Genomic DNA, 19,125 nt, shown 5'->3' with positions numbered 1-19,125 from the left:
AAATTCTTAATAAATTAAAAATCAAGTTATTAACATGTTTTTGTTGTAAACTTTATGATTTTTGTTATGTGTAGAATGAAATATTTTTTGTTGCTTTATGGTTTCTAAGTAATCCGTAAATAGTATAATATTAAAATGAACACAAAGACACCTACAATGCCAAAATCTTATACCCAAGATCAAGCCTTTGAAGCTTCTCTCAAATATTTTAAAAATGACGATTTAGCAGCTCGCGTATGGATTAATAAATATGCGCTAAAAGATTCTGAAGGGAATATTTTTGAAGCGTCTCCAAACGATATGCACAATCGTATTGCTAAAGAAATTGCACGAATAGAAAAAAAATATCCAAATTCTTTAAGTGAACAACAAGTATTCGACCTTATAAAAGATTTTAAATATATCGTGCCTCAAGGGAGCCCTATGGCGGGAATTGGTAACCCATATCAAATAGCATCTTTGTCAAATTGTTTCGTTATTGGAAACGATGGCGCATCGGATTCTTACGGCGGAATTCTAAAAATTGACCAAGAGCAAGTTCAGTTAATGAAACGTCGCGGTGGTGTTGGTCACGATTTGTCACACATTCGACCTAAAGGTTCCATGGTAAGGAATTCTGCATTGACTTCAACTGGAATCGTGCCTTTCATGGAGCGGTATTCTAACTCAACTAGAGAAGTGGCACAAGATGGTAGGAGAGGCGCTTTAATGTTATCGATATCAATCAACCACCCAGATGCGGAAGATTTTATAGATGCAAAATTAGAGGCTGGAAAAGTTACAGGAGCAAATGTTTCTGTAAGAATCGATGATAACTTTATGAAAGCTGTAAAATCAGGTTCAGAATACGTTCAAAAATATCCGGTTTTTAGCGATACGCCTAAATTCACAAAAACCATTGAAGCTCATGGGCTGTGGAAAAAAATAGTGCATAACGCATGGAAATCTGCTGAACCAGGCGTTTTATTTTGGGATACCATAGCTAAAGAGTCCGTGCCAGATTGTTATGCAGATTTGGGTTATAAAACGGTATCTACTAATCCGTGTGGAGAAATCCCTTTGTGTCCTTATGATTCTTGTCGCTTACTGGCCATCAATCTATTTTCATATGTAGATGAACCATTTACAAAAAAAGCAAGTTTTAATTTTGAATTATTTAAAGAACACGTTGGCTATGCCCAACGTATCATGGACGATATTATCGATTTAGAATTAGAAAAAATCGATGTGATTCTTAAAAAAATTGATGAAGATCCAGAGCAAGACGAAGTAAAATCTGTAGAACGTAATTTGTGGTTAAACATACGAAAGAAAGCTTATGAAGGACGTAGAACAGGTGTTGGCATAACTGCCGAAGGCGATATGTTGGCGGCTTTAGGTTTGCGTTACGGAAGTAAAGAAGGAAATGCTTTTGCGGTAGAATTGCATAAAACAATTGCCATTGAAGCTTATAGAAGTTCGGTAAATTTAGCTAAAGAACGTGGCGCATTTTCAATTTTTGATTCTGATAGAGAAAAAGACAATCCGTTTATTTTACGATTGAAAGAAGCCGATAGCAAGTTGTATTACGAAATGTTGGAACATGGGAGACGAAATATTGCATTGTTGACCATTGCGCCAACAGGCACAACAAGTTTGATGACGCAAACTACTTCGGGCATTGAGCCTGTGTTTTTACCAGTTTACAAAAGACGTAGAAAAGTAAATCCAAACGATAAAGAGGTTCGTGTGGATTTTGTAGATGACCTTGGCGATTCTTGGGAGGAATATGTGGTGTTCCATCATAAATTCAAACAATGGATGGAAGTAAATGGGATTGATACTTCTAAAAACTTTTCACAAGAAGAATTGGACGGTTTGATAAAAAAATCGCCTTATTATGGTGCAACTTCAAATGATGTAGATTGGTTGAGTAAAGTGAGCATGCAAGGTGCCATTCAAAAATGGGTGGACCATTCCATTAGTGTGACTATTAATTTACCAAATGATGCGAATGAAGATTTAGTTGGCGATTTGTACATCAAAGCATGGGAAGTTGGTTGTAAAGGCGTTACGGTTTATAGAGATGGGTCGCGTTCTGGAGTTTTAATTTCCAATGATGAAAAGAAAGAAGAAAAAGCGCAAAATAATATTTTAACAGTATTCCCTAAAAAACGACCGCAAACATTAGAGGCAGATGTGGTCCGTTTTCAAAATAGTAAAGAAAAATGGATCGCTTTTATTGGGTTGGTTGATGAAAAACCCTATGAAATATTTACGGGACTTGCAGATGATGAAGATGGTATTTTAATTCCGCGCTGGGTAAATAGAGGGGTTATCATTAAGAATAGAAATGAAGATGGTTCGTCGCGATACGATTTTCAATATAAAAACACCAGAGGTTATAAAACCACTATTGAAGGATTATCTCATAAATTTGACCCAGAGTTTTGGAATTATGCAAAGTTGATTTCAAGTACGTTGAGACACGGTATGCCAATTGATAAAATTGTAGATTTAATTAACAGTTTACAACTGGATAGCGAATCTATAAACACATGGAAAAATGGAGTAGGGCGAGCATTAAAGCGCTATGTTGAAGACGGCACACAAGCAAAAGGACAAACCTGCTCTAATTGTGAATCTGTAAATTTAATCTATCAAGAAGGCTGCTTAACGTGTAGTGATTGTGGCTCTTCTAAGTGTGGGTAAATTCTAAAGTATTTTAAAATTAAAAGATGTCATTAAATTCACAGAAAGTGTTGTTTTGGTATCTTTTTTTATGTAATATTTTGAAAATTATGACGTTTTTTTAAAACATAGGCTAGACACCTCCCTTAATCCCTCCTTTTTAGGAGGGAAACTGTTGTACATAAGTTTTCGTCTAATAAGAGCGGATAATTGCAGATTAATGGGTGTTCTGGTTACTGTTTTTCTGATTTTTAACAAATAGATAATTCCTGTTTTTTCTTAAAAATTACCAGAATTTTTTTTAATATAAGGGAAACTCTAGAGTATGAGTTTCCCTTCTAAAAAGAGGGGATTAAGGGGTGTGTTTTTCAAAAGTTATTTAATGAATGACTGTGTTTGCTAAAGACTCCCAGCACTCAAATATCTATAATCTTCTAATTCTGAAAGTTCATCAATCAATTTAGTACATCCATTTTTCAATAAATAAATGGAATCTGAAATAGCAACAATATGACGAAACATATGATCGGTAATCACAATAACCTTTCTTTGTTTTTCTTCTGAAATAATAGTTTTAATGGTTTCAATATGAAGTGGTGCTAAATGCGAAAAAGGTTCATCCAGAAAGATGATTTTTTTATCACTCTTCAAAATAATATACGTTTCAATTAAACGGCGTTCCCCTCCAGAAAGCCTGTTAAACCGTATGTCTTTTGAAATTCGCAACCCCTTAAATCTATTCATAAAATCGTCCCAATTCACTTTAAAATGATTGAAAGCAGATTTCAATTTCATTTGGTTAGGAATAAAATTGCTTTGAGGTAAAAGTGCCGCAAGATTTGTTTGATATAAAGGTTTTAAAATAGGTTTGCTGTCAACTCTAACCAATTGGTATTTAGCTTTTAAATTTCCGAAGGCAATATTTAGCAGGCGGCTTTTTCCACAACCATTACTGCCTAATGTTCCCGTTACTTTGCCTGTTTCAGCTTTTAAATAAACACCACTAAGAATTCGTTTTTCTTTAAAGTATAATTCAACATTATCGATTTAAAAAATCATATAAACTCCTTAAGAATTAAAAGAAACGGCAAACTCAAAAACACATCAATTACAAAGAAAATTGAAAATAACTTCAACGTTGATATACCTAAATTTTTATAAAAAATCAATTTACGTTTCGCTTGCGTTTCATTTGTAAAATACCATAAAAAACCGACAAGGAATAATTTTACTACAAATAATGATATCAAACTAAAACCTAAAAGCGATAGCATAACATTTACGCCAAAAGACCATGCAAAAAAAGGCCGATAAAATAGAAAGATTGATGATAACTGTTGCATAGTATCTTAACTAACGCTTAAAGATGCAGAATATTTTTTGTTTTCAATTATAAGGGCGACTTGGAACTGCTTAAAATTCATAAATTATCGTATTTTTGGTTTCCAATTGAAAAAAGCAGATGTTAGATAAATTACAAATAGTAAAGCAGCGTTTTGATGAGGTAAGTGATTTGATTATCCAACCGGATGTTATCACAGACCAAAAACGCTATGTGGCGCTAAATAGGGAATATAAAGATTTAAGATTGTTGATGGATAAGCGTGAAGCTTACCTTGAATTGACCAATAATTTAGCAGAAGCTGAAGAAATTATTTCGGACGGAAGTGATCCAGAAATGGTGGAAATGGCCAAAATGCAATATGATGAAGCGAAAGAGGGAATTTCAAAATTGGAAGATGAAATAAAAGTATTATTGATTCCGAAAGATCCTGAAGATGCTAAAAATGCAGTCGTGGAATTACGTGCGGGAACAGGAGGCGATGAAGCTAGTATTTTTGCAGGCGATTTATTTAGAATGTACACCAAATATTGTGAAAGCAAAGGGTGGAAAGTAGAGACTGTAGATTTTAGCGAAGGTACCAACGGCGGATTTAAGGAAATTCAATTTGAAGTTACAGGAAATGATGTTTATGGCACGCTGAAGTTTGAAGCAGGTGTACACCGTGTACAACGTGTGCCACAAACCGAAACCCAAGGGCGTGTACATACAAGTGCAGCAACGGTTATGGTATTTCCGGAAGCTGAGGAGTTTGATGTAGAAATAAACCCGAAAGACGTGAGAATCGATTTTTTCTGTTCCTCTGGTCCTGGCGGGCAATCGGTAAACACAACCTATTCTGCGGTGCGTTTAACGCACGAGCCTACTGGTTTGGTGGCGCAATGTCAAGATCAAAAATCGCAACATAAAAATAAAGAGAAAGCGTTTAAGGTTTTACGTTCTCGTTTATACGATTTAGAACTGGCAAAAAAGATGGAGGAAGATGCTGCATTACGAGGTACCATGGTAACTAGCGGCGATAGAAGTGCTAAAATTAGAACATATAATTACTCGCAAGGGCGTGTAACAGACCATAGAATTGGATTGACACTTTACGATTTACAGAACATTGTAAATGGCGATATTCAAAAAATAATTGATGAATTACAATTGGCTGACAATACGGAGAAGTTAAAGGCTAATGATGATGTGATTTAATCCCTATCTGACTCTTTCCCGAAGGGAAAGACACTCAAACGAATAAAAAACAATTATTAACTGATTATCTCGATTTTAAGAAGAGTAATCATATAACAGTTTCCTCCTTTGGAGGATTAAGGAGGAATGACAACAAACCAACTCATTTCAGAAATCAAAAAAAAGCAGTCCTTTCTATGTATAGGATTGGATGTAGATTTAAATAAAATCCCAAAACATCTTTTAAAAGAAGACGATCCAATTTTTGCTTTTAATAAAGCAATTATAGATGCAACACATCATTTGTGTGTGGCTTATAAACCAAACACGGCATTTTACGAAGCTTACGGCATAAAAGGCTGGAAATCTCTCGAAAAAACCATTAATTATTTAAACGAAAAGCATCCAGAAATTTTTACGATTGCCGATGCGAAACGTGGCGATATCGGGAATACCAGTACCATGTATGCCAAAGCATTTTTTGAAGATTTAGCGTTTGATTCTGTAACCGTTGCGCCATACATGGGGAAAGATTCAGTAGAGCCTTTTTTGACTTTTGAAGATAAACATACTATTCTTTTAGCTTTAACTTCCAATCAAGGTGCATTTGATTTTCAGACGAAAACTATTGAAGGCAAAGAGGTTTATAAACACGTTTTAGAAACCTCTAAATCTTGGAGAAACTCCGAAAACTTAATGTATGTAGTAGGCGCCACCAAAGCTGAATATTTAGCAGATATAAGACAAATTATTCCAGATAGTTTTTTATTGGTGCCAGGTGTTGGCGCACAAGGAGGAAACCTTCAAGAGGTTTGTCAATATGGCATGAATAGTTCTGTTGGGCTTTTAATTAACTCTTCAAGAGGGATTATTTATGCGTCTCAAGATGAGGGTTTTGCAGAAGCCGCTGCTGAAAAAGCTAAAGCATTGCAACGAGATATGGCTCTTGAATTGAAATAAAATAAAAAAAAATGACAAGGATTGCACGAATTCACACGGATGAATTCTTCATTTTTAAAATATAAAAGGAGCTCAATTAAGAGCTCCTTTTACGGTTAATAAGAACCTAATAACAGAAAATGTTATTTAGATTCCCGCCTTCGCGGGAATGACAAATTCAAAAGAAACCTCGACAAAAATGTCGAGGAGTTCTCTTTAGATTAAAAGTGTTCGTGTAAGTGATGGTGTTCATCAATTAACGGCCCACCTTCAATAATTTGTTGAGATGCTTGATGCGCAAATTTCTCAAAGTTTAAGTGGAATGAGTGTGCTAAATGAATAGCTTTACCAACATAAGCACCTTTTTGTAACCAAGTGTTCATTGGGTCTAAGATCTCAGTTGGTACTCCTGGACAGTATTTAGGCATGTGCAATCCGAAAATAAAGTTTTGATCGTAATCAACATTGTCTAAATCTCCGTTTAAGATTGCGGTAATCATTGCTCTTGTATATTTTAATTTTATACGAGAACCAACACCGTAAGGCCCTGCGCTCCAACCTGTGTTAATCAACCAAACGTTTACACCAGCTTCTGTCATTTTTTTGCTCAACATTTCACCATAAACTGTTGGGTGCAATGGCATAAATGGCTCTCCAAAACAAGCAGAGAATGAGGGTACAGGCTCGGTAATTCCAGCTTCTGTTCCAGCAACTTTTGCCGTATATCCAGAGATAAAATGATATGCAGCTTGACCTGGCGTTAATTTAGATACTGGAGGTAATACACCAAAAGCATCACAGGTTAAGAAGAATATATTCTTAGGATTGTTAGCATAAAGCGTTTCTTGAATATTATCGATATGATAGATCGGGTAGCTTACACGCGTGTTTTGCGTAATGCTACTATCTTTATAATCTACTTCACCATTGTCTTTAATTACTACGTTTTCAAGTAAAGCACCTGGTTTTATAGCTCTAAAAATGTCTGGTTCTTTTTCTTCCGTTAGGTCAATCACTTTTGCATAGCACCCACCTTCAAAGTTAAAGATTGTGTTATCTTTTGTCCAACCATGTTCGTCATCACCAATTAATTTTCTGTCAGGATCTGCTGAAAGCGTTGTTTTACCAGTACCAGATAATCCGAAGAAAATAGCAGTATCTCCTTTTTTACCAACGTTAGCAGAGCAATGCATTGGCAATACATTATGTTCTACTGGTAAAATCATATTTAGGGCAGAGAAAATACCTTTTTTCATTTCGCCTGTATAAGCTGAACCACCTACTAAAGCTATTTTATCTGTAAAGTTGATGATTGAGAAATTACCTTGACGGATGCCATAAGCTTCTGGGTTTGGACATACATATCCTGGAGCACAAAGAATTAACCAATCCTCTTTGAAGTTTTCTAATTCTTTTTCGCTTGGTCTTAAAAACATATTGTAAACAAATAGGTTAGACCATGGTAATTCTGTTACTGCTCTAATATTTGTTTTAAACTCTGGTTCTGCACATGCATAACCGTCTCTCGCGTAAATTTCTTTACCAGAAAGATATTTCAATACTTCATTTTTTAATTTATTGAAATTATCTGGCGCAATAGGCTTATTTGTTTTTCCCCACCACACTTTTTTAGCAGTATAATCATCTTTTACTAAAAAACGGTCTTGAGGAGAACGTCCAGTAAATTTGCCTGTATTGATGGCTAAAGTTCCGTTTGCAGTTTCTTTACCCATTCCTTTTTCAATAGTAATTTTTTGTAATTCCTCTGGAGATAAGTTCCAGTTGACAGTAACGTCTTTTAGGCCGTACTGCCCTAAGTCTTGATTTTTGTTTAATGCTACTGAATCTTTCATTTTGATTAAATTTAAGGTTCTTACTAATATTTATTTAAAATGGCCATATAATTGGCACGAGTATCATTGATATCAAAAAAAACATAAATAGCAATGGAGCACCTACTTTTAGGTAATCCATAAATTTGTAGCCTCCAGCAGACATTACCATGGCGTTTGTTGTGGTGCCCACAGGTGTTAAAAAGGCTGTTGATGCACTAATTGCCACCACTATCATAAATGGTTCTGGAGAAAGGTTTAAAGAACTTGCTGCTAGTATGGCAATTGGTGCCATTAAAACTGCTGTGGCTGAGTTATTGATAACTTGACTGAATGTTGTAGTCAATAAAAAGATGCCTCCTAAAAGCACTACTGGATGTATGGAGCCTAAGTAGGTTACCAAACCATTTGCCACTAGTTGTGCAGTTCCTGTTTTTTGCAGCGCTATTCCCATAGGTATCATCGCAGCAATCATTACGACACTTATCCAGCTAATACCTTTGTAAGCTTTAGACATTGGTACACAACCTGTAAGCAATACAATACCTCCACATATTAGAGCAGCGATAGAGCCTGGCACCATGTTAAAAACGAGTAGCACAATCATCAATACTAGAGCACCTAAAGCGATATAAGATTTTGAATTTAGGTTGTCTATGTTTTTGGCCATGCCTTCAGGACTTCCACAAATCACCAAGTTTTCATGTTGCTCTTTTAAGCTTTCAATATTTTCCCAAGACCCTCGAAGCAGGAATGAATCTCCAACTTTTACGGTTATTTCCTTATCTGTTAAAGGTTTGTTGTTTCTTGATGCAGCCAATAATTGAATGCCGAAACGTTGAAAATAATCCCCCAGTTTATATTTTCTGCCCACAAGTATAGAATTAGGGTTTACAATAACTTCCGTCATGCCAACCTCTTGATTAATAAGGTTGTGTCTTAATTCATCTGTTACAGGTTCTAGAGGAAGCAGCCCTAACCTGAATTTAATCATCAATCTATTTATAGCTTCGGTATCACCTTTTACAGTTATAATATCATGGTATCTTAATTCTGTTTGTCTATCAGGAAACTCCACAAACTGTTGGATACCTTTTAATGGATTTGGGTGTCTTCTTTTAAGTCTAAGAATTGATACATTGAATTCTTTCTCAAAATCCCAATCACTTATTTTAGTATCAATTAAAGGAGATATAGAACGAATACGGAGTCTGTAATAGTCGCCTTCAATTTTATAAGCCTCAATCCATTTATGGAAGGTGGTTTCAATATCTACAGGTTTATTGTTTGTTTTGTTTTTTGGTAATAATTTGTAGCCTAAATATCTAAAATATAATAAAGCGACAATAAGTAATGGTAACCCAATAAGTCCAAATTCAAAGAAAGAGAACCCTTCATGACCCGCTTCTACAAGTGCATTACTTGCAATAATGTTTGGAGGTGTTCCGGTTAAGGTCAATAAGCCACCAGTATTAGATCCAAAAGCCACAGGCATCAACATTTTAGAAGGCAAAGTACCAATGCTCCAAGCAGAAGAAATAGTTAAAGGCATTAATGTAGCCACAGTTCCCGTATTACTTACAAAACCAGATAAAATCCCAGAACCCAATGTTACAATAACCAATAGCTTAGGAATACTTTTTCCTGCCCACTCCACAAATTTTCTACCTGCTAATGCTGTCCATCCGGTTTGAGATAAACCTTCGCCAATAATAAAGAGTGCGGCAATCATAATAACAGTTGGATTGCTAAAACCGCTTAAGGTTTCTTCTGCGTTTAAAATGCCTGTTAAAAACAGGCTAATCATGGATAGTAAAGCAACGATATCTGGAGTGAATTTTCCCCAGACGAATAATGCAATTGTTATTACTAATATGGTAAGCATTAAATAGATCATAATTTCTAGTTGTTAAAGAGTTTGGTTTGTTTTTCTCTTTATTATTATGTAAAATTACGTTGCAATACCGTGAATAATTATGACGAATGTCATGGTTTATTTAGTTACTTTATTTTTATATTATTGTTGATTTTTTAGCCCATGTTATGCGAAAAGAAAATACGAAAACGCTTTCGTGCTAAAAGGTTGCTAAATAAAGTTGTAATTTTATCTCAAAACGGAAGTCTTAGATGAAATTAAATTGAAAAAATGTATGTTTTTTTCCTTAAATGTGTCAAATATGAATTTTGATTACGGCAGATTTCTTTTAATACTGAATTTAAAATCGAATACATGAAATTAGATATACTTGCCATAGGCGCACACCCAGATGATGTAGAATTAGGTTGTGGGGCGACCATAGCCAAAGAAATAGCCAATGGTAAAAAAGTAGGTATTATAGATTTGACCAAAGGTGAATTAGGTACACGTGGTACTGCTGAAATTAGAGCAGCCGAATCTTCAAATGCGGCTAATATTTTAGGTGTTGCAACAAGACTGAATATGGGTTTTGCTGATGGGTTTTTTATAAATGATAAAGCGCACCAATTGGCATTGATTAAAATGATTCGGAAATTCCAACCAGAAATGGTGTTGTGTAACGCCATAGATGACAGACATATAGATCATGGAAAGGGGAGTAGTTTGGTAAGGGATGCTTGTTTTTTAAGCGGATTGATTAAAATTGAAACCGAAGATGATGGCACTATCCAAAAATCTTGGCGACCAAAACATGTGTATCATTATATACAATGGAAAAATTTAGAGCCAGATGTAGTTGTAGATGTTTCTGGATTTATTAATGTGAAGATGGAAGCGGTTTTAGCCTATGAAACACAATTTTATAATGAAAAAAGTAAGGGCCCGGAAACACCAATTTCCAGTAAAAACTTTACGGATAGTGTGATATACCGTGCAAGGGATTTAGGGCGTTTAGTTGGTGTGTCCCATGCCGAAGGCTTTACGGTAGAACGTTATGCCGCAGTTGATAGTTTATTTGATTTGAAGTAGATGAAATATTTTTAATCTAAAGGATTGAAAAAATTGAAAAAATGTTTGTATTCTTTTTTAAATCTGTTACATTTGCACTCGCATTTAAAATGCAAATTACATGGTGGTTCTAATACGTTTTAGAATTTTCCTTTTGAAAACTTTTTTTAGAGTCGGGAAATAAAAAAAATGGTGTGTTCTTCCTGTTGGTTAGAGCAATCCTTTTGTAAAAACTTTTTTAAAGTTTATTATAATAAATTACATGGTGGTTGTCTTAATTGTGGTTAGAGCACTCACTTTGAGAAACTTTTTTAAAGTTTCAGAATAAAATTATGTATGGTGTGTTCTTCCTTTGGTTAGAGCAATCCTTTTGGGAAACTTTTTTAAAGTTTTAAAATAAATATTACATGGTGGTTGCTCTATTATGGTTAGAGCAATCCTTTTTGGGAAACTTTTTTAAAGTTTTAAAATAAATATTACATGGTGGTTGCTCTATTATGGTTAGAGCAATCCTTTTGAGAAACTTTTTTAAAGTTTCAGAATAAAATATTATGGTGGTTGTAGCTCAGTTGGTTAGAGCATTGGTTTGTGGTACCAAGGGTCGCCGGTTCGAATCCGGTCTTCCACCCAAAATTAGAAAGCCTTTCAGTCCCGAAGCTTCGGGATTGAAAGGCTTTTTTGTAAAACACCAATTTAATACTATATGAAATCTACCAAAATTCTAATAGGACTATTCACACTCTTATTTTTCAGTTGCCCACCAGATGATTTGGAAGAAGAGGATATGACTCCTAAAGCTGTTACTTACAAACTTTTAAGTTTTGTTTTTACACAACAGACAGATAATAATGAAGATGCTTTATCTTATGAAATTGAGTATTTTAATCCTAATAACTTTGAAATAAAAGGATATCCTAAAATAACTCTGACAATAGGAGGAGGTGCAACTACAACTTTTACACCTAATGAGCAATGTGGAACTATCGCTGCTAATAGTTCTTGCGTATTATCGTATAATGTTATTGATGATAATCCTTTATTGTTTCCTATAGAACCAATTGAGTTTGTTAGTGCTGATTATATTTTAGAGTAAAAAAAACCTAGTCCACCTTAACCCGCTTATCCCTATTAGCCAATTCCCAAGCGGTATAAAAAACCAATCTTGCACGCGTTTCTAAGAACTCATAATTAATCTTATCTGGCGTATCGCTTGGTTTGTGATAATCATCATGCACACCATTAAAATAAAAAATAACGGGGATATTATGTTTTGCGAAATTGTAATGGTCTGAGCGGTAATAAAAACGGTTAGGATCGTTTTCGGCATTAAATTTATAATCTAAATTAATGTTTACGGTGGCTTTGTTGATGGAATCAGAAACCGCGTGCAACTCTTTGCTCAATCTATCGGAACCTATTAAATAGACATAATTTTCTTTGCCCTCGTGGTCTTTATCAACACGACCAATCATATCAATATTTAAATTGGTTATGGTGTTTTTTAATGGAAATATTGGGTCTTCATCTGCATAATATCTAGAACCAAATAAACCCATTTCTTCACCGGTAACATGCAAAAAAACAATAGTTCGTTTAGGTGTAAAACCATCTTTAACTGCTGCCTTAAAGGCTTCGGCAATTTCTAAAATGGCCACAGTACCAGAGCCGTCATCATCTGCGCCATTATTAATTTGTCCGTCACCTGAAATACCAATATGGTCTAAATGCGCAGAAATTATTAAAACCTCTTCTGGTTTTTCGCTCCCTTTTATATAAGCTATTACGTTTTCCGAAGCATTGTCTGCTTTACCATTAAAGTAGTCTTTTGGGATTTCCTGAAAATAATCATCCTTAGCTATAGGGGATTCAATCTTATTACTTACGTAGTTGTCTTTTATAAACTCTATAGCTTTTTTTTGTCCAGGTTCTCCAGTTTCCCTGCCTTCAAAGTCGTCAGAAGCATAGGTAAATAGTAATTCCTTTAACTCTTTGGAAGTTATGGTTTTAGCATAATCATCAGGGTTTGCGGTTTTTTGTGATTTTTTATTTTGAGAAATACTGCTGCATCCTAAAACTATATATAAAAGGGATAACATTAAAGTTGTCTTTTTCATGGGGTATCTTTTACTTAACTAGTTTAAAAACGCATTGTTTTCATCTAAAACAATACGATGTTTTTGATTTGCCAATTGCCATGTGGTGGCAAAAATTAACTTGGTACGCTTTTCTAGTAATTTATAATCTATTTTATCTGGTGTGTCAGAAGCTTTATGATAATCTTCATGTTCGCCATTAAAATAAAAAATCACAGGAATATCATGCTTTGCAAAATTATAATGGTCAGATCGTGTATAGTACTGATTTCTGTCGTTCAAAGCATTGTATCTATAATCTAAATCGATATCTACATAGGTGTTTCTGACCTTTTCGGAAACATAATGCAATTCTTTACTCAACCTGTCTGCACCAATGAGGTAAATATAATTCTTATTTTTAGTATGTCTTCTATCCACGCGACCAATCATATCAATATTTAAATTGGCGACTGTATTTTCTAAAGGAAAAACAGGGTTTTTAACATAAAACTCCGAGCCTCGTTTACCAATTTCTTCAGCGGTAAAGTGCATGAACATAATACTACGCTTTGGTCTGTGTCCATTTTTAGTGGCGGTTTTAAAAGCTTCAGCAATTTCTAAGATGGCTACAGTACCAGAGCCATCATCATCGGCACCATAATGAATGTCACCATCTTCAACCCCTAAATGGTCTAAATGCGCAGAAATAATAACGACCTCTTCTGGATGTTCGGAACCTTCAATGTATGCCAAAACATTTTCGGATGCACCTGCTTCATTGAAAAAAAAGGATTTAGAGATGCCTTGAAAATAGTCTGTTGTCCCTAATGGTGATTTAATATTTTGAGATATATAATAAGACTTTAAAAAATTTGCTGCCAATTTTTGCCCTGGTTCACCAACTCTGCGCCCTTGAAATTCTTTAGAGGCAAACTTGTACAACATGGAACTCAACTCATCCGAAGTAATAGTTTCAGCATATGTTTTGACCAGAGTGCTATCTACTATTTTGATGCTTTTCTTTAAATTGTCAATTCTTGCAGTATATTTTGGAGAGGCACAAGTCCCCAGAAGGGAAATTATTGATAGAATGCAAAAAATTTTCATGCGGTTTTTGGGTATAAGTCAAAAGCAACTCGCAATTAAAAGTTTTGTTAGGGTGGAAAACTCTATGCTCGTTTAAGTTAAAACGAGACAAAGATATGAAAAAGCGTAAATAACCGACAACTATTCTATACTAATATCATCTAAGTCAAGCTCCTCTAATTCTTCGATGGCTTCTTCTTTAGATTCTGCTTCTTTTTCATCCAAGGTTTCGGTGTTTCCAACCTCTGTTTTGTTGAAAATAGCTTTGTAGGTAGTAATGCTCAAAGATATTACGGTAAGGAAAAATGTAAACTGAATAATCTTTTTTACCTGCCCTGTTTTTTTGGATAAATAGAAAGCAATTAATCCAAAAACCAAAGCTGCTATTGCTGGAAATATAGCCAGATTAGATACTGGTAATACAGATAGAATAATAGCCAAGATTGATGTAATTAAGGCAAGTACTGTAAAAAGTTGTTTCATGATAGTGTAGTGTTAGTTTTTTAATCCCGTAGCTGATTTTATTTTAAGTTCCCCGTTACCAACAGGGATTTTAAATTTCCCGTAAACCATTATTTTGTTGGCATCGGCAGTAAGCCATACGTCGCCTTTAAGTGCGCTAGATTGACTACTGCTTATTTTTAGTTTATAACAATTTTTATTTCCAATGGCGGTATTTATCGTTTCTTTTCCTAAATAGGTGATTTGTGCTTTGGTTTCTTCTCTATCAAAAAGTATGGTAAGCGTCTGGGTTGCGCCAACTTGCATAGATTCAAAATCAATCAATCTTATATTATATAATGTAGAAACAATGTCTTTTGTGCCAGAACTAATCTTTATGGTTTTATTCTCAACCCAGTTATTTTTCTTCGTCTGTACTGTTTTAACTGTATTCGTTTTATGGCTATAAGTATATTTCATAGCCTTGTAATAACCACCTTCGTTAATATCACGTTTGTACAAATAAGGGGTTAGGGTTTTTGGATTGACATAGCTTTCGTATAGGTCTCTTATTTCAAAAAAGCTATCCCATCTGCTATATGTTAACGCGGTACATTTTAAACGTAACAACGTAGCTTTAGAAGTCTTTATATTGGTAGTCGCAAGTGTAACCTGCGCAATATCTGTAAGTATGCCAGACATGTTGTAAGACGCAGAATATACTAACTTTTCGCCAGCACCTACAGCGGTATTTTGAGCATTTGCAATAAAAGACGCTAAAAAGATTAGAGCAATAAAAATACGCTTCATATAAGTTGTTTTATGTTAGTACCAAACAAACTTCAAAATCATTTGGTATAATAACGAAATGTTAAGCATTTATTGTGCCGAAAATACAATGCATAAAAGTTTTATGCTAATTTATTATTCTTATTTGAAGTATTTGTTTAACTGATTTATGTCATAGTTTTTAATCTTTATTAAGTATATGTTTACTAGGTAATTAATTTTGTGTCACCATGAAAAACATATTATTACCTACAGACTTTTCAAAAAATTCAATAAACGCTATTAGTTATGCTATAGAATTTCTAAAAGGAGAGAAGTGTCAATTTTATATACTAAATGTACAGAAAACATCTTCTTTTATTACAGACGACATGATGGTAGTAAATTCATCCACAACTATTTATAAAACATTAATAAATGCTGCTGAAAAATCTATTCGCAATATAATTTCAACAATTAATGAAGAGTTTGATACTAGTGGTCATGAATTTCATTCAATTGTAAATTATGATAATTTTATTCATGCCATAAACCAAACCTGTGAAAATCACGACATAGATTTAATAGTTATGGGTACTAAAGGTGCTTCGAGCTTAGAAAAAGTACTTTTTGGAAGTAATACAGTTAAGGTAATGCAACGCTGTATAAAGCCCGTTTTGGCGATCCCCAATGAATGCAGCTTTAAAAATGTGGATCATCTTGCCTTTGCTACCACAAATTCTAAACTGTTTAAAATAGAAGAATTGGAAGTTTTAAAAGAAATAATGATTATGAATTCATCTTCATTGCAAATCTTCCATCTTGTAGATCAATATCATTTAGTATATGATGCCGATGGTAACATAGACTTTTTTAACAAACATTTTAGTCAACCTAGACATGAATATATAGACACAACAAAAGAAGATATGTTTAATGTGGTTCACGATTATATTGAAAGCAATAATATAGATATGTTGGCAATTATGAATAAGAAGCATTCCTTTTTAGAGCGTTTATTTACAACACATTTGGTAGAAAGATTTGCTTTTAAAATTGACATTCCATTATTGGTTATGCAACTAAGCCAATAAGTTTTTTTTAAAAATTGAAACTCCATTAAAATCAAACCAGCACTTTTCAATAAGTCCTAACGATTTGAAGATCATCATAATAAAAACATAGAAAGAAGGCTTAATTAATAAATTCCGCTAATAACAAATCTTTTCAATCGTGTAACATTTTTAATTTCTATGCGTCAAATGGGTATCGATCAATAATTAATCATCATGAAAACAAACAAGCAACTTTTAGTCATCATGCATTTAAGTCAGTTAATCACTTTAGTAACTGGTTTTGGGAGTTTATTATTGCCCTTAGTGCTATGGCTTACACAAAAAGAAAAGGTTTACGAAATGGACGAACACGGTAAAAACATCATCAACTTTCAATTGAGTTTAATTGTTTACTGTTTAATATGTGTGCCATTAATTTTAGTATTCGGTTTAGGGCTATTAGGCTTTGTGGTTTTAGGGGTTTTTTCAATACTATTCCCAATCATAAATGCTATAAAAGCTAGCAATGGCGAAACTCCAACATACCCACTGAGCATTAATTTTATAAATTAATAAGAAATAGTTTAATACATGACGAAAATAGTTTAGTCGTTGTTAAGCGAAGATTATATTGCTAAAAATAAGACCCTTCAGGTTTAAAAAACCTGAAGGGTCTGAAATCAATTCAAGATTGCAAATTAATTAACAAACAAAAATTAAGATATATGTTTCATTTTTGTCATGTATTAATATGAAATAGAATTATCTCCTCTTAATTTTATTTAGTTAACCCGTTGTGCATTTTGGCCCTTTTTAATAGACAAATGTCAGTTCGAGTGAAATTCTGAAAGAATTTTGTATCGAGAACAGATTTTCTAAAACGAAAATTTTTATTCTCGATACAAATTTTGCTCGTTTCAATCGCAAAATTCACTCAAACTGACAAAATTTTCTCAAAATGCACAACAGGTTAGTTAGTATATTTAGTAAGAGATAAACCAAGAAGGCTGTCTAAAAAGTATTGAATTCTTGTCAAACTGAGCCTTTCGACTCCGCTCAAGACAGGCTCAAGTCGAAGTTTTAATATTTTGAAAATCAAAGTATTTCGACTGCCTGTCCGTCCGGCAGTCGGGCGTTCAATATGACGTTTAGAATACATATTGACTTTTTAGACAGCCTCTTTTTGTGTTGTAAGGTTACAGGAAATTTAGTTTAAATACTCCATATTGCTTAATGTTCCGGTCATTGTAACGTCTGTTCCCGTATTGGTAGAAGTGGTAACGTTAAAGCTTGCAGAAATTAAATGATACCCTGAATCGGCTGGATTTGCTCTACTATCAGTAATGGTTATGCTCCCACTTGTAGAAGAATAGGTTACTTGTGCTGCTTGGTCACGAATGGTAACATTAGTCGAAAAATTATTGGAATCTACATTGCCAATTTTTTTAATGGTGCCGTTACCCAAACCCCCAGTACCGTTCAAAAAAATGCGGATAATATTGTTGTTTTCATCGGTAATGGAGATTACAAGCGTGTTTTCGCCTATGCCTTTTTCAGCATTATAGAAACCAAGCTTAGCACTATAATCGGTAAATGTGCCACCATTTATTGCTGCGGTAAATTGTGCATTATCTGCGGGATTGTCATTGTTTTCATCTTTGCTACAACCCATTAGTGCGAGAGCGATGAATAGCATACATACTTTTTTAAGATTTTTCATTTGGACTAGTTTTTAAGTTATTTACCTAATCATCGCATGAAATTTAAAATGTCATCATTGAAGTAAAATAGCCATTAAGATTTTTGTTTTTTTATTTTGTCAAACAGTATAGCATCAATAAGGGGTTCACCACTCTTAAACACCTGCCAAAATAACTTAAAAAGCTTTCAAAACCATTTGTTTCACACTTCGAATCATTTGTTTGCCAAAGAGTAATAGACATGATATACTTTTGAATCATTATTAACTAAAACAATTTTATATTATGAAAAAAATTACATTATTATTTTTACTTTCAGTAGTAACAACATTTTCTTATGCGCAATTTTCGCAAGATTTTGAAGCGGCTCCATCAGTTAATGATTATCTTATTGATAACAATGGGCCAGCTGCAACTCCAAAGATGATAGGTTCTTGGGAGCCAAACCCTGTTACTACAGGAATAAACACGAGTGCTAATTGTGTTAGAGATTTAGAAGAAGTAGGTGCTAAGCCATGGGCTTATCCAATTTTTCAATTTGGTTCAGGGGGAATTACTTTGAATGCAGTTGATGGTAAATTCTTAAAACTTAAAGTTTTATCTACTAATAAAACTGATTTTACAATAAATATTAGACCTTGGGTTGGAGGTAGTGATACTAATCCTCAGGCTCAAACATTTTCTGGAGTGACATTAAATGAATGGTTTGAAGTAGAATTTGATTTATCGGGAGAACCTGATGGTTATATTGGACGTTTTGATTTTTTCTTTGATAAAAATGGAGGTACCTATTACATAGATGATTTAACACAATCTACATCTGCTACTCTAAGCACAACTAAATTTAATACGTCTTCTATAAACATGTATCCAAACCCTGTAAAGGATGTTATTTATTTTGGAAAAGATGTTAAAACTGAATCTTATAAAGTACTAAATGTAACTGGTGCACTTATAAAAGAAGTTAAAGCTACTCAAAGAAGCTTAGATGTATCTGAATTAACAGCAGGTATGTATTTTGTTGCTACTGACTCTGGAGTTAGTAAATTCATCAAACAATAAATAAACTTAAAAAGAACTTTTTAAGTATTAAGGGTGGCTTTTTAGCCACCCTT

General features: G+C 33.9%; 16 protein-coding genes and 1 tRNA gene. 9 read left to right on the top strand and 8 right to left on the bottom strand.

All coding sequences use genetic code 11. The annotated features are described in order from the left end of the window. The first annotated feature begins 135 nt into the window (after positions 1-135). Positions 136-2,691, top strand: a complete 2,556-nt coding sequence (locus ABXQ82_RS12435; RefSeq protein ID WP_367059993.1) for an adenosylcobalamin-dependent ribonucleoside-diphosphate reductase — start codon at positions 136-138, stop codon at positions 2,689-2,691. 378 nt (positions 2,692-3,069) lie between these two features. On the opposite strand, the gene ABXQ82_RS12430 is transcribed toward ABXQ82_RS12435, so the two are convergent. Further along, positions 3,070-3,681 (bottom strand): ABC transporter ATP-binding protein, encoded by a 612-nt coding sequence (locus tag ABXQ82_RS12430; protein ID WP_367060066.1) that lies wholly within the window; start codon positions 3,679-3,681, stop codon positions 3,070-3,072. Between the two features lie 451 nt (positions 3,682-4,132). On the opposite strand from ABXQ82_RS12430, the gene prfA reads away from it, so the two are divergent. Both prfA and pyrF read left to right on the top strand, forming a co-directional pair. Beyond that, entirely contained in the window at positions 4,133-5,209 is a 1,077-nt protein-coding gene (prfA, locus tag ABXQ82_RS12425) for a peptide chain release factor 1 (RefSeq protein WP_367059990.1), read from the top strand. 126 nt (positions 5,210-5,335) lie between these two features. After that, on the top strand, positions 5,336-6,148 hold the full coding sequence (gene pyrF / locus ABXQ82_RS12420) for an orotidine-5'-phosphate decarboxylase (RefSeq protein ID WP_367059987.1): 813 nt from the start codon (positions 5,336-5,338) through the stop codon (positions 6,146-6,148). Positions 6,149-6,348: 200 nt separating this feature from the next. Here the strand turns inward: pyrF and pckA are convergent, their stop codons facing one another. Next, positions 6,349-7,980: a phosphoenolpyruvate carboxykinase (ATP) gene (gene pckA, locus ABXQ82_RS12415; protein ID WP_367059984.1), complete on the bottom strand. Its 1,632-nt coding sequence runs from the start codon at positions 7,978-7,980 to the stop codon at positions 6,349-6,351. Positions 7,981-8,014: 34 nt separating this feature from the next. After that, positions 8,015-9,844 carry an SLC13 family permease gene (locus ABXQ82_RS12410; RefSeq protein ID WP_367059981.1) on the bottom strand — a complete coding sequence of 610 codons (1,830 nt, stop codon included), beginning with the start codon at positions 9,842-9,844 and terminating at the stop codon, positions 8,015-8,017. 345 nt (positions 9,845-10,189) lie between these two features. On the opposite strand from ABXQ82_RS12410, the gene bshB1 reads away from it, so the two are divergent. From bshB1 to ABXQ82_RS12395, 3 genes are all read left to right on the top strand, one after another. Continuing rightward, a complete protein-coding gene (gene bshB1 / locus ABXQ82_RS12405) occupies positions 10,190-10,906 on the top strand; it encodes a bacillithiol biosynthesis deacetylase BshB1 (protein WP_367059978.1) in 717 nt (238 codons plus the stop codon). 532 nt (positions 10,907-11,438) lie between these two features. After that, positions 11,439-11,514 (top strand) — tRNA-His (locus ABXQ82_RS12400). A gap of 74 nt (positions 11,515-11,588) precedes the next feature. Further along, positions 11,589-11,978 (top strand): hypothetical protein, encoded by a 390-nt coding sequence (locus tag ABXQ82_RS12395; RefSeq protein ID WP_367059975.1) that lies wholly within the window; start codon positions 11,589-11,591, stop codon positions 11,976-11,978. Between the two features lie 7 nt (positions 11,979-11,985). Here the strand turns inward: ABXQ82_RS12395 and ABXQ82_RS12390 are convergent, their stop codons facing one another. The 4 genes from ABXQ82_RS12390 to ABXQ82_RS12375 all read right to left on the bottom strand — a co-directional run bounded on the left by ABXQ82_RS12390 (position 11,986) and on the right by ABXQ82_RS12375 (position 15,297). Beyond that, positions 11,986-12,999, bottom strand: a complete 1,014-nt coding sequence (locus ABXQ82_RS12390) for a M28 family metallopeptidase (protein WP_367059972.1) — start codon at positions 12,997-12,999, stop codon at positions 11,986-11,988. Positions 13,000-13,017: 18 nt separating this feature from the next. Beyond that, complete coding sequence (locus tag ABXQ82_RS12385) at positions 13,018-14,067, bottom strand: M28 family peptidase (protein WP_367059969.1); 1,050 nt, start codon at positions 14,065-14,067, stop codon at positions 13,018-13,020. 120 nt (positions 14,068-14,187) lie between these two features. Next, positions 14,188-14,529, bottom strand: a complete 342-nt coding sequence (locus tag ABXQ82_RS12380; protein ID WP_367059966.1) for an FUSC family protein — start codon at positions 14,527-14,529, stop codon at positions 14,188-14,190. A 12-nt stretch (positions 14,530-14,541) separates the two neighbouring features. Next, positions 14,542-15,297 carry a DUF3108 domain-containing protein gene (locus ABXQ82_RS12375; protein ID WP_367059964.1) on the bottom strand — a complete coding sequence of 252 codons (756 nt, stop codon included), beginning with the start codon at positions 15,295-15,297 and terminating at the stop codon, positions 14,542-14,544. Positions 15,298-15,506: 209 nt separating this feature from the next. Between ABXQ82_RS12375 and ABXQ82_RS12370 the strand changes: the two genes are divergently transcribed. Together ABXQ82_RS12370 and ABXQ82_RS12365 are read left to right on the top strand one after the other, a co-directional pair. Further along, complete coding sequence (locus tag ABXQ82_RS12370) at positions 15,507-16,349, top strand: universal stress protein (protein ID WP_367059962.1); 843 nt, start codon at positions 15,507-15,509, stop codon at positions 16,347-16,349. Positions 16,350-16,544: 195 nt separating this feature from the next. Next, the gene (locus tag ABXQ82_RS12365) at positions 16,545-16,883 is read left to right on the top strand and encodes a DUF4870 domain-containing protein (RefSeq protein WP_367059960.1); all 339 of its coding nucleotides are present in this window, start codon (positions 16,545-16,547) and stop codon (positions 16,881-16,883) included. 634 nt (positions 16,884-17,517) lie between these two features. On the opposite strand, the gene ABXQ82_RS12360 is transcribed toward ABXQ82_RS12365, so the two are convergent. Beyond that, positions 17,518-18,030: a hypothetical protein gene (locus ABXQ82_RS12360; RefSeq protein WP_367059958.1), complete on the bottom strand. Its 513-nt coding sequence runs from the start codon at positions 18,028-18,030 to the stop codon at positions 17,518-17,520. A 265-nt stretch (positions 18,031-18,295) separates the two neighbouring features. Here ABXQ82_RS12360 and ABXQ82_RS12355 point away from each other — a divergent pair, with 265 nt between their 5' ends. Beyond that, complete coding sequence (locus tag ABXQ82_RS12355) at positions 18,296-19,072, top strand: T9SS type A sorting domain-containing protein (RefSeq protein WP_367059956.1); 777 nt, start codon at positions 18,296-18,298, stop codon at positions 19,070-19,072. Positions 19,073-19,125: the final 53 nt, after the last annotated feature.

The sequence above is a fragment of the Algibacter sp. 2305UL17-15 genome, assembly GCF_040720935.1.
Classification (GTDB): Bacteria; Bacteroidota; Bacteroidia; order Flavobacteriales; family Flavobacteriaceae; genus Jejuia.
This window is presented reverse-complemented; position numbering and strand designations above follow the sequence as displayed.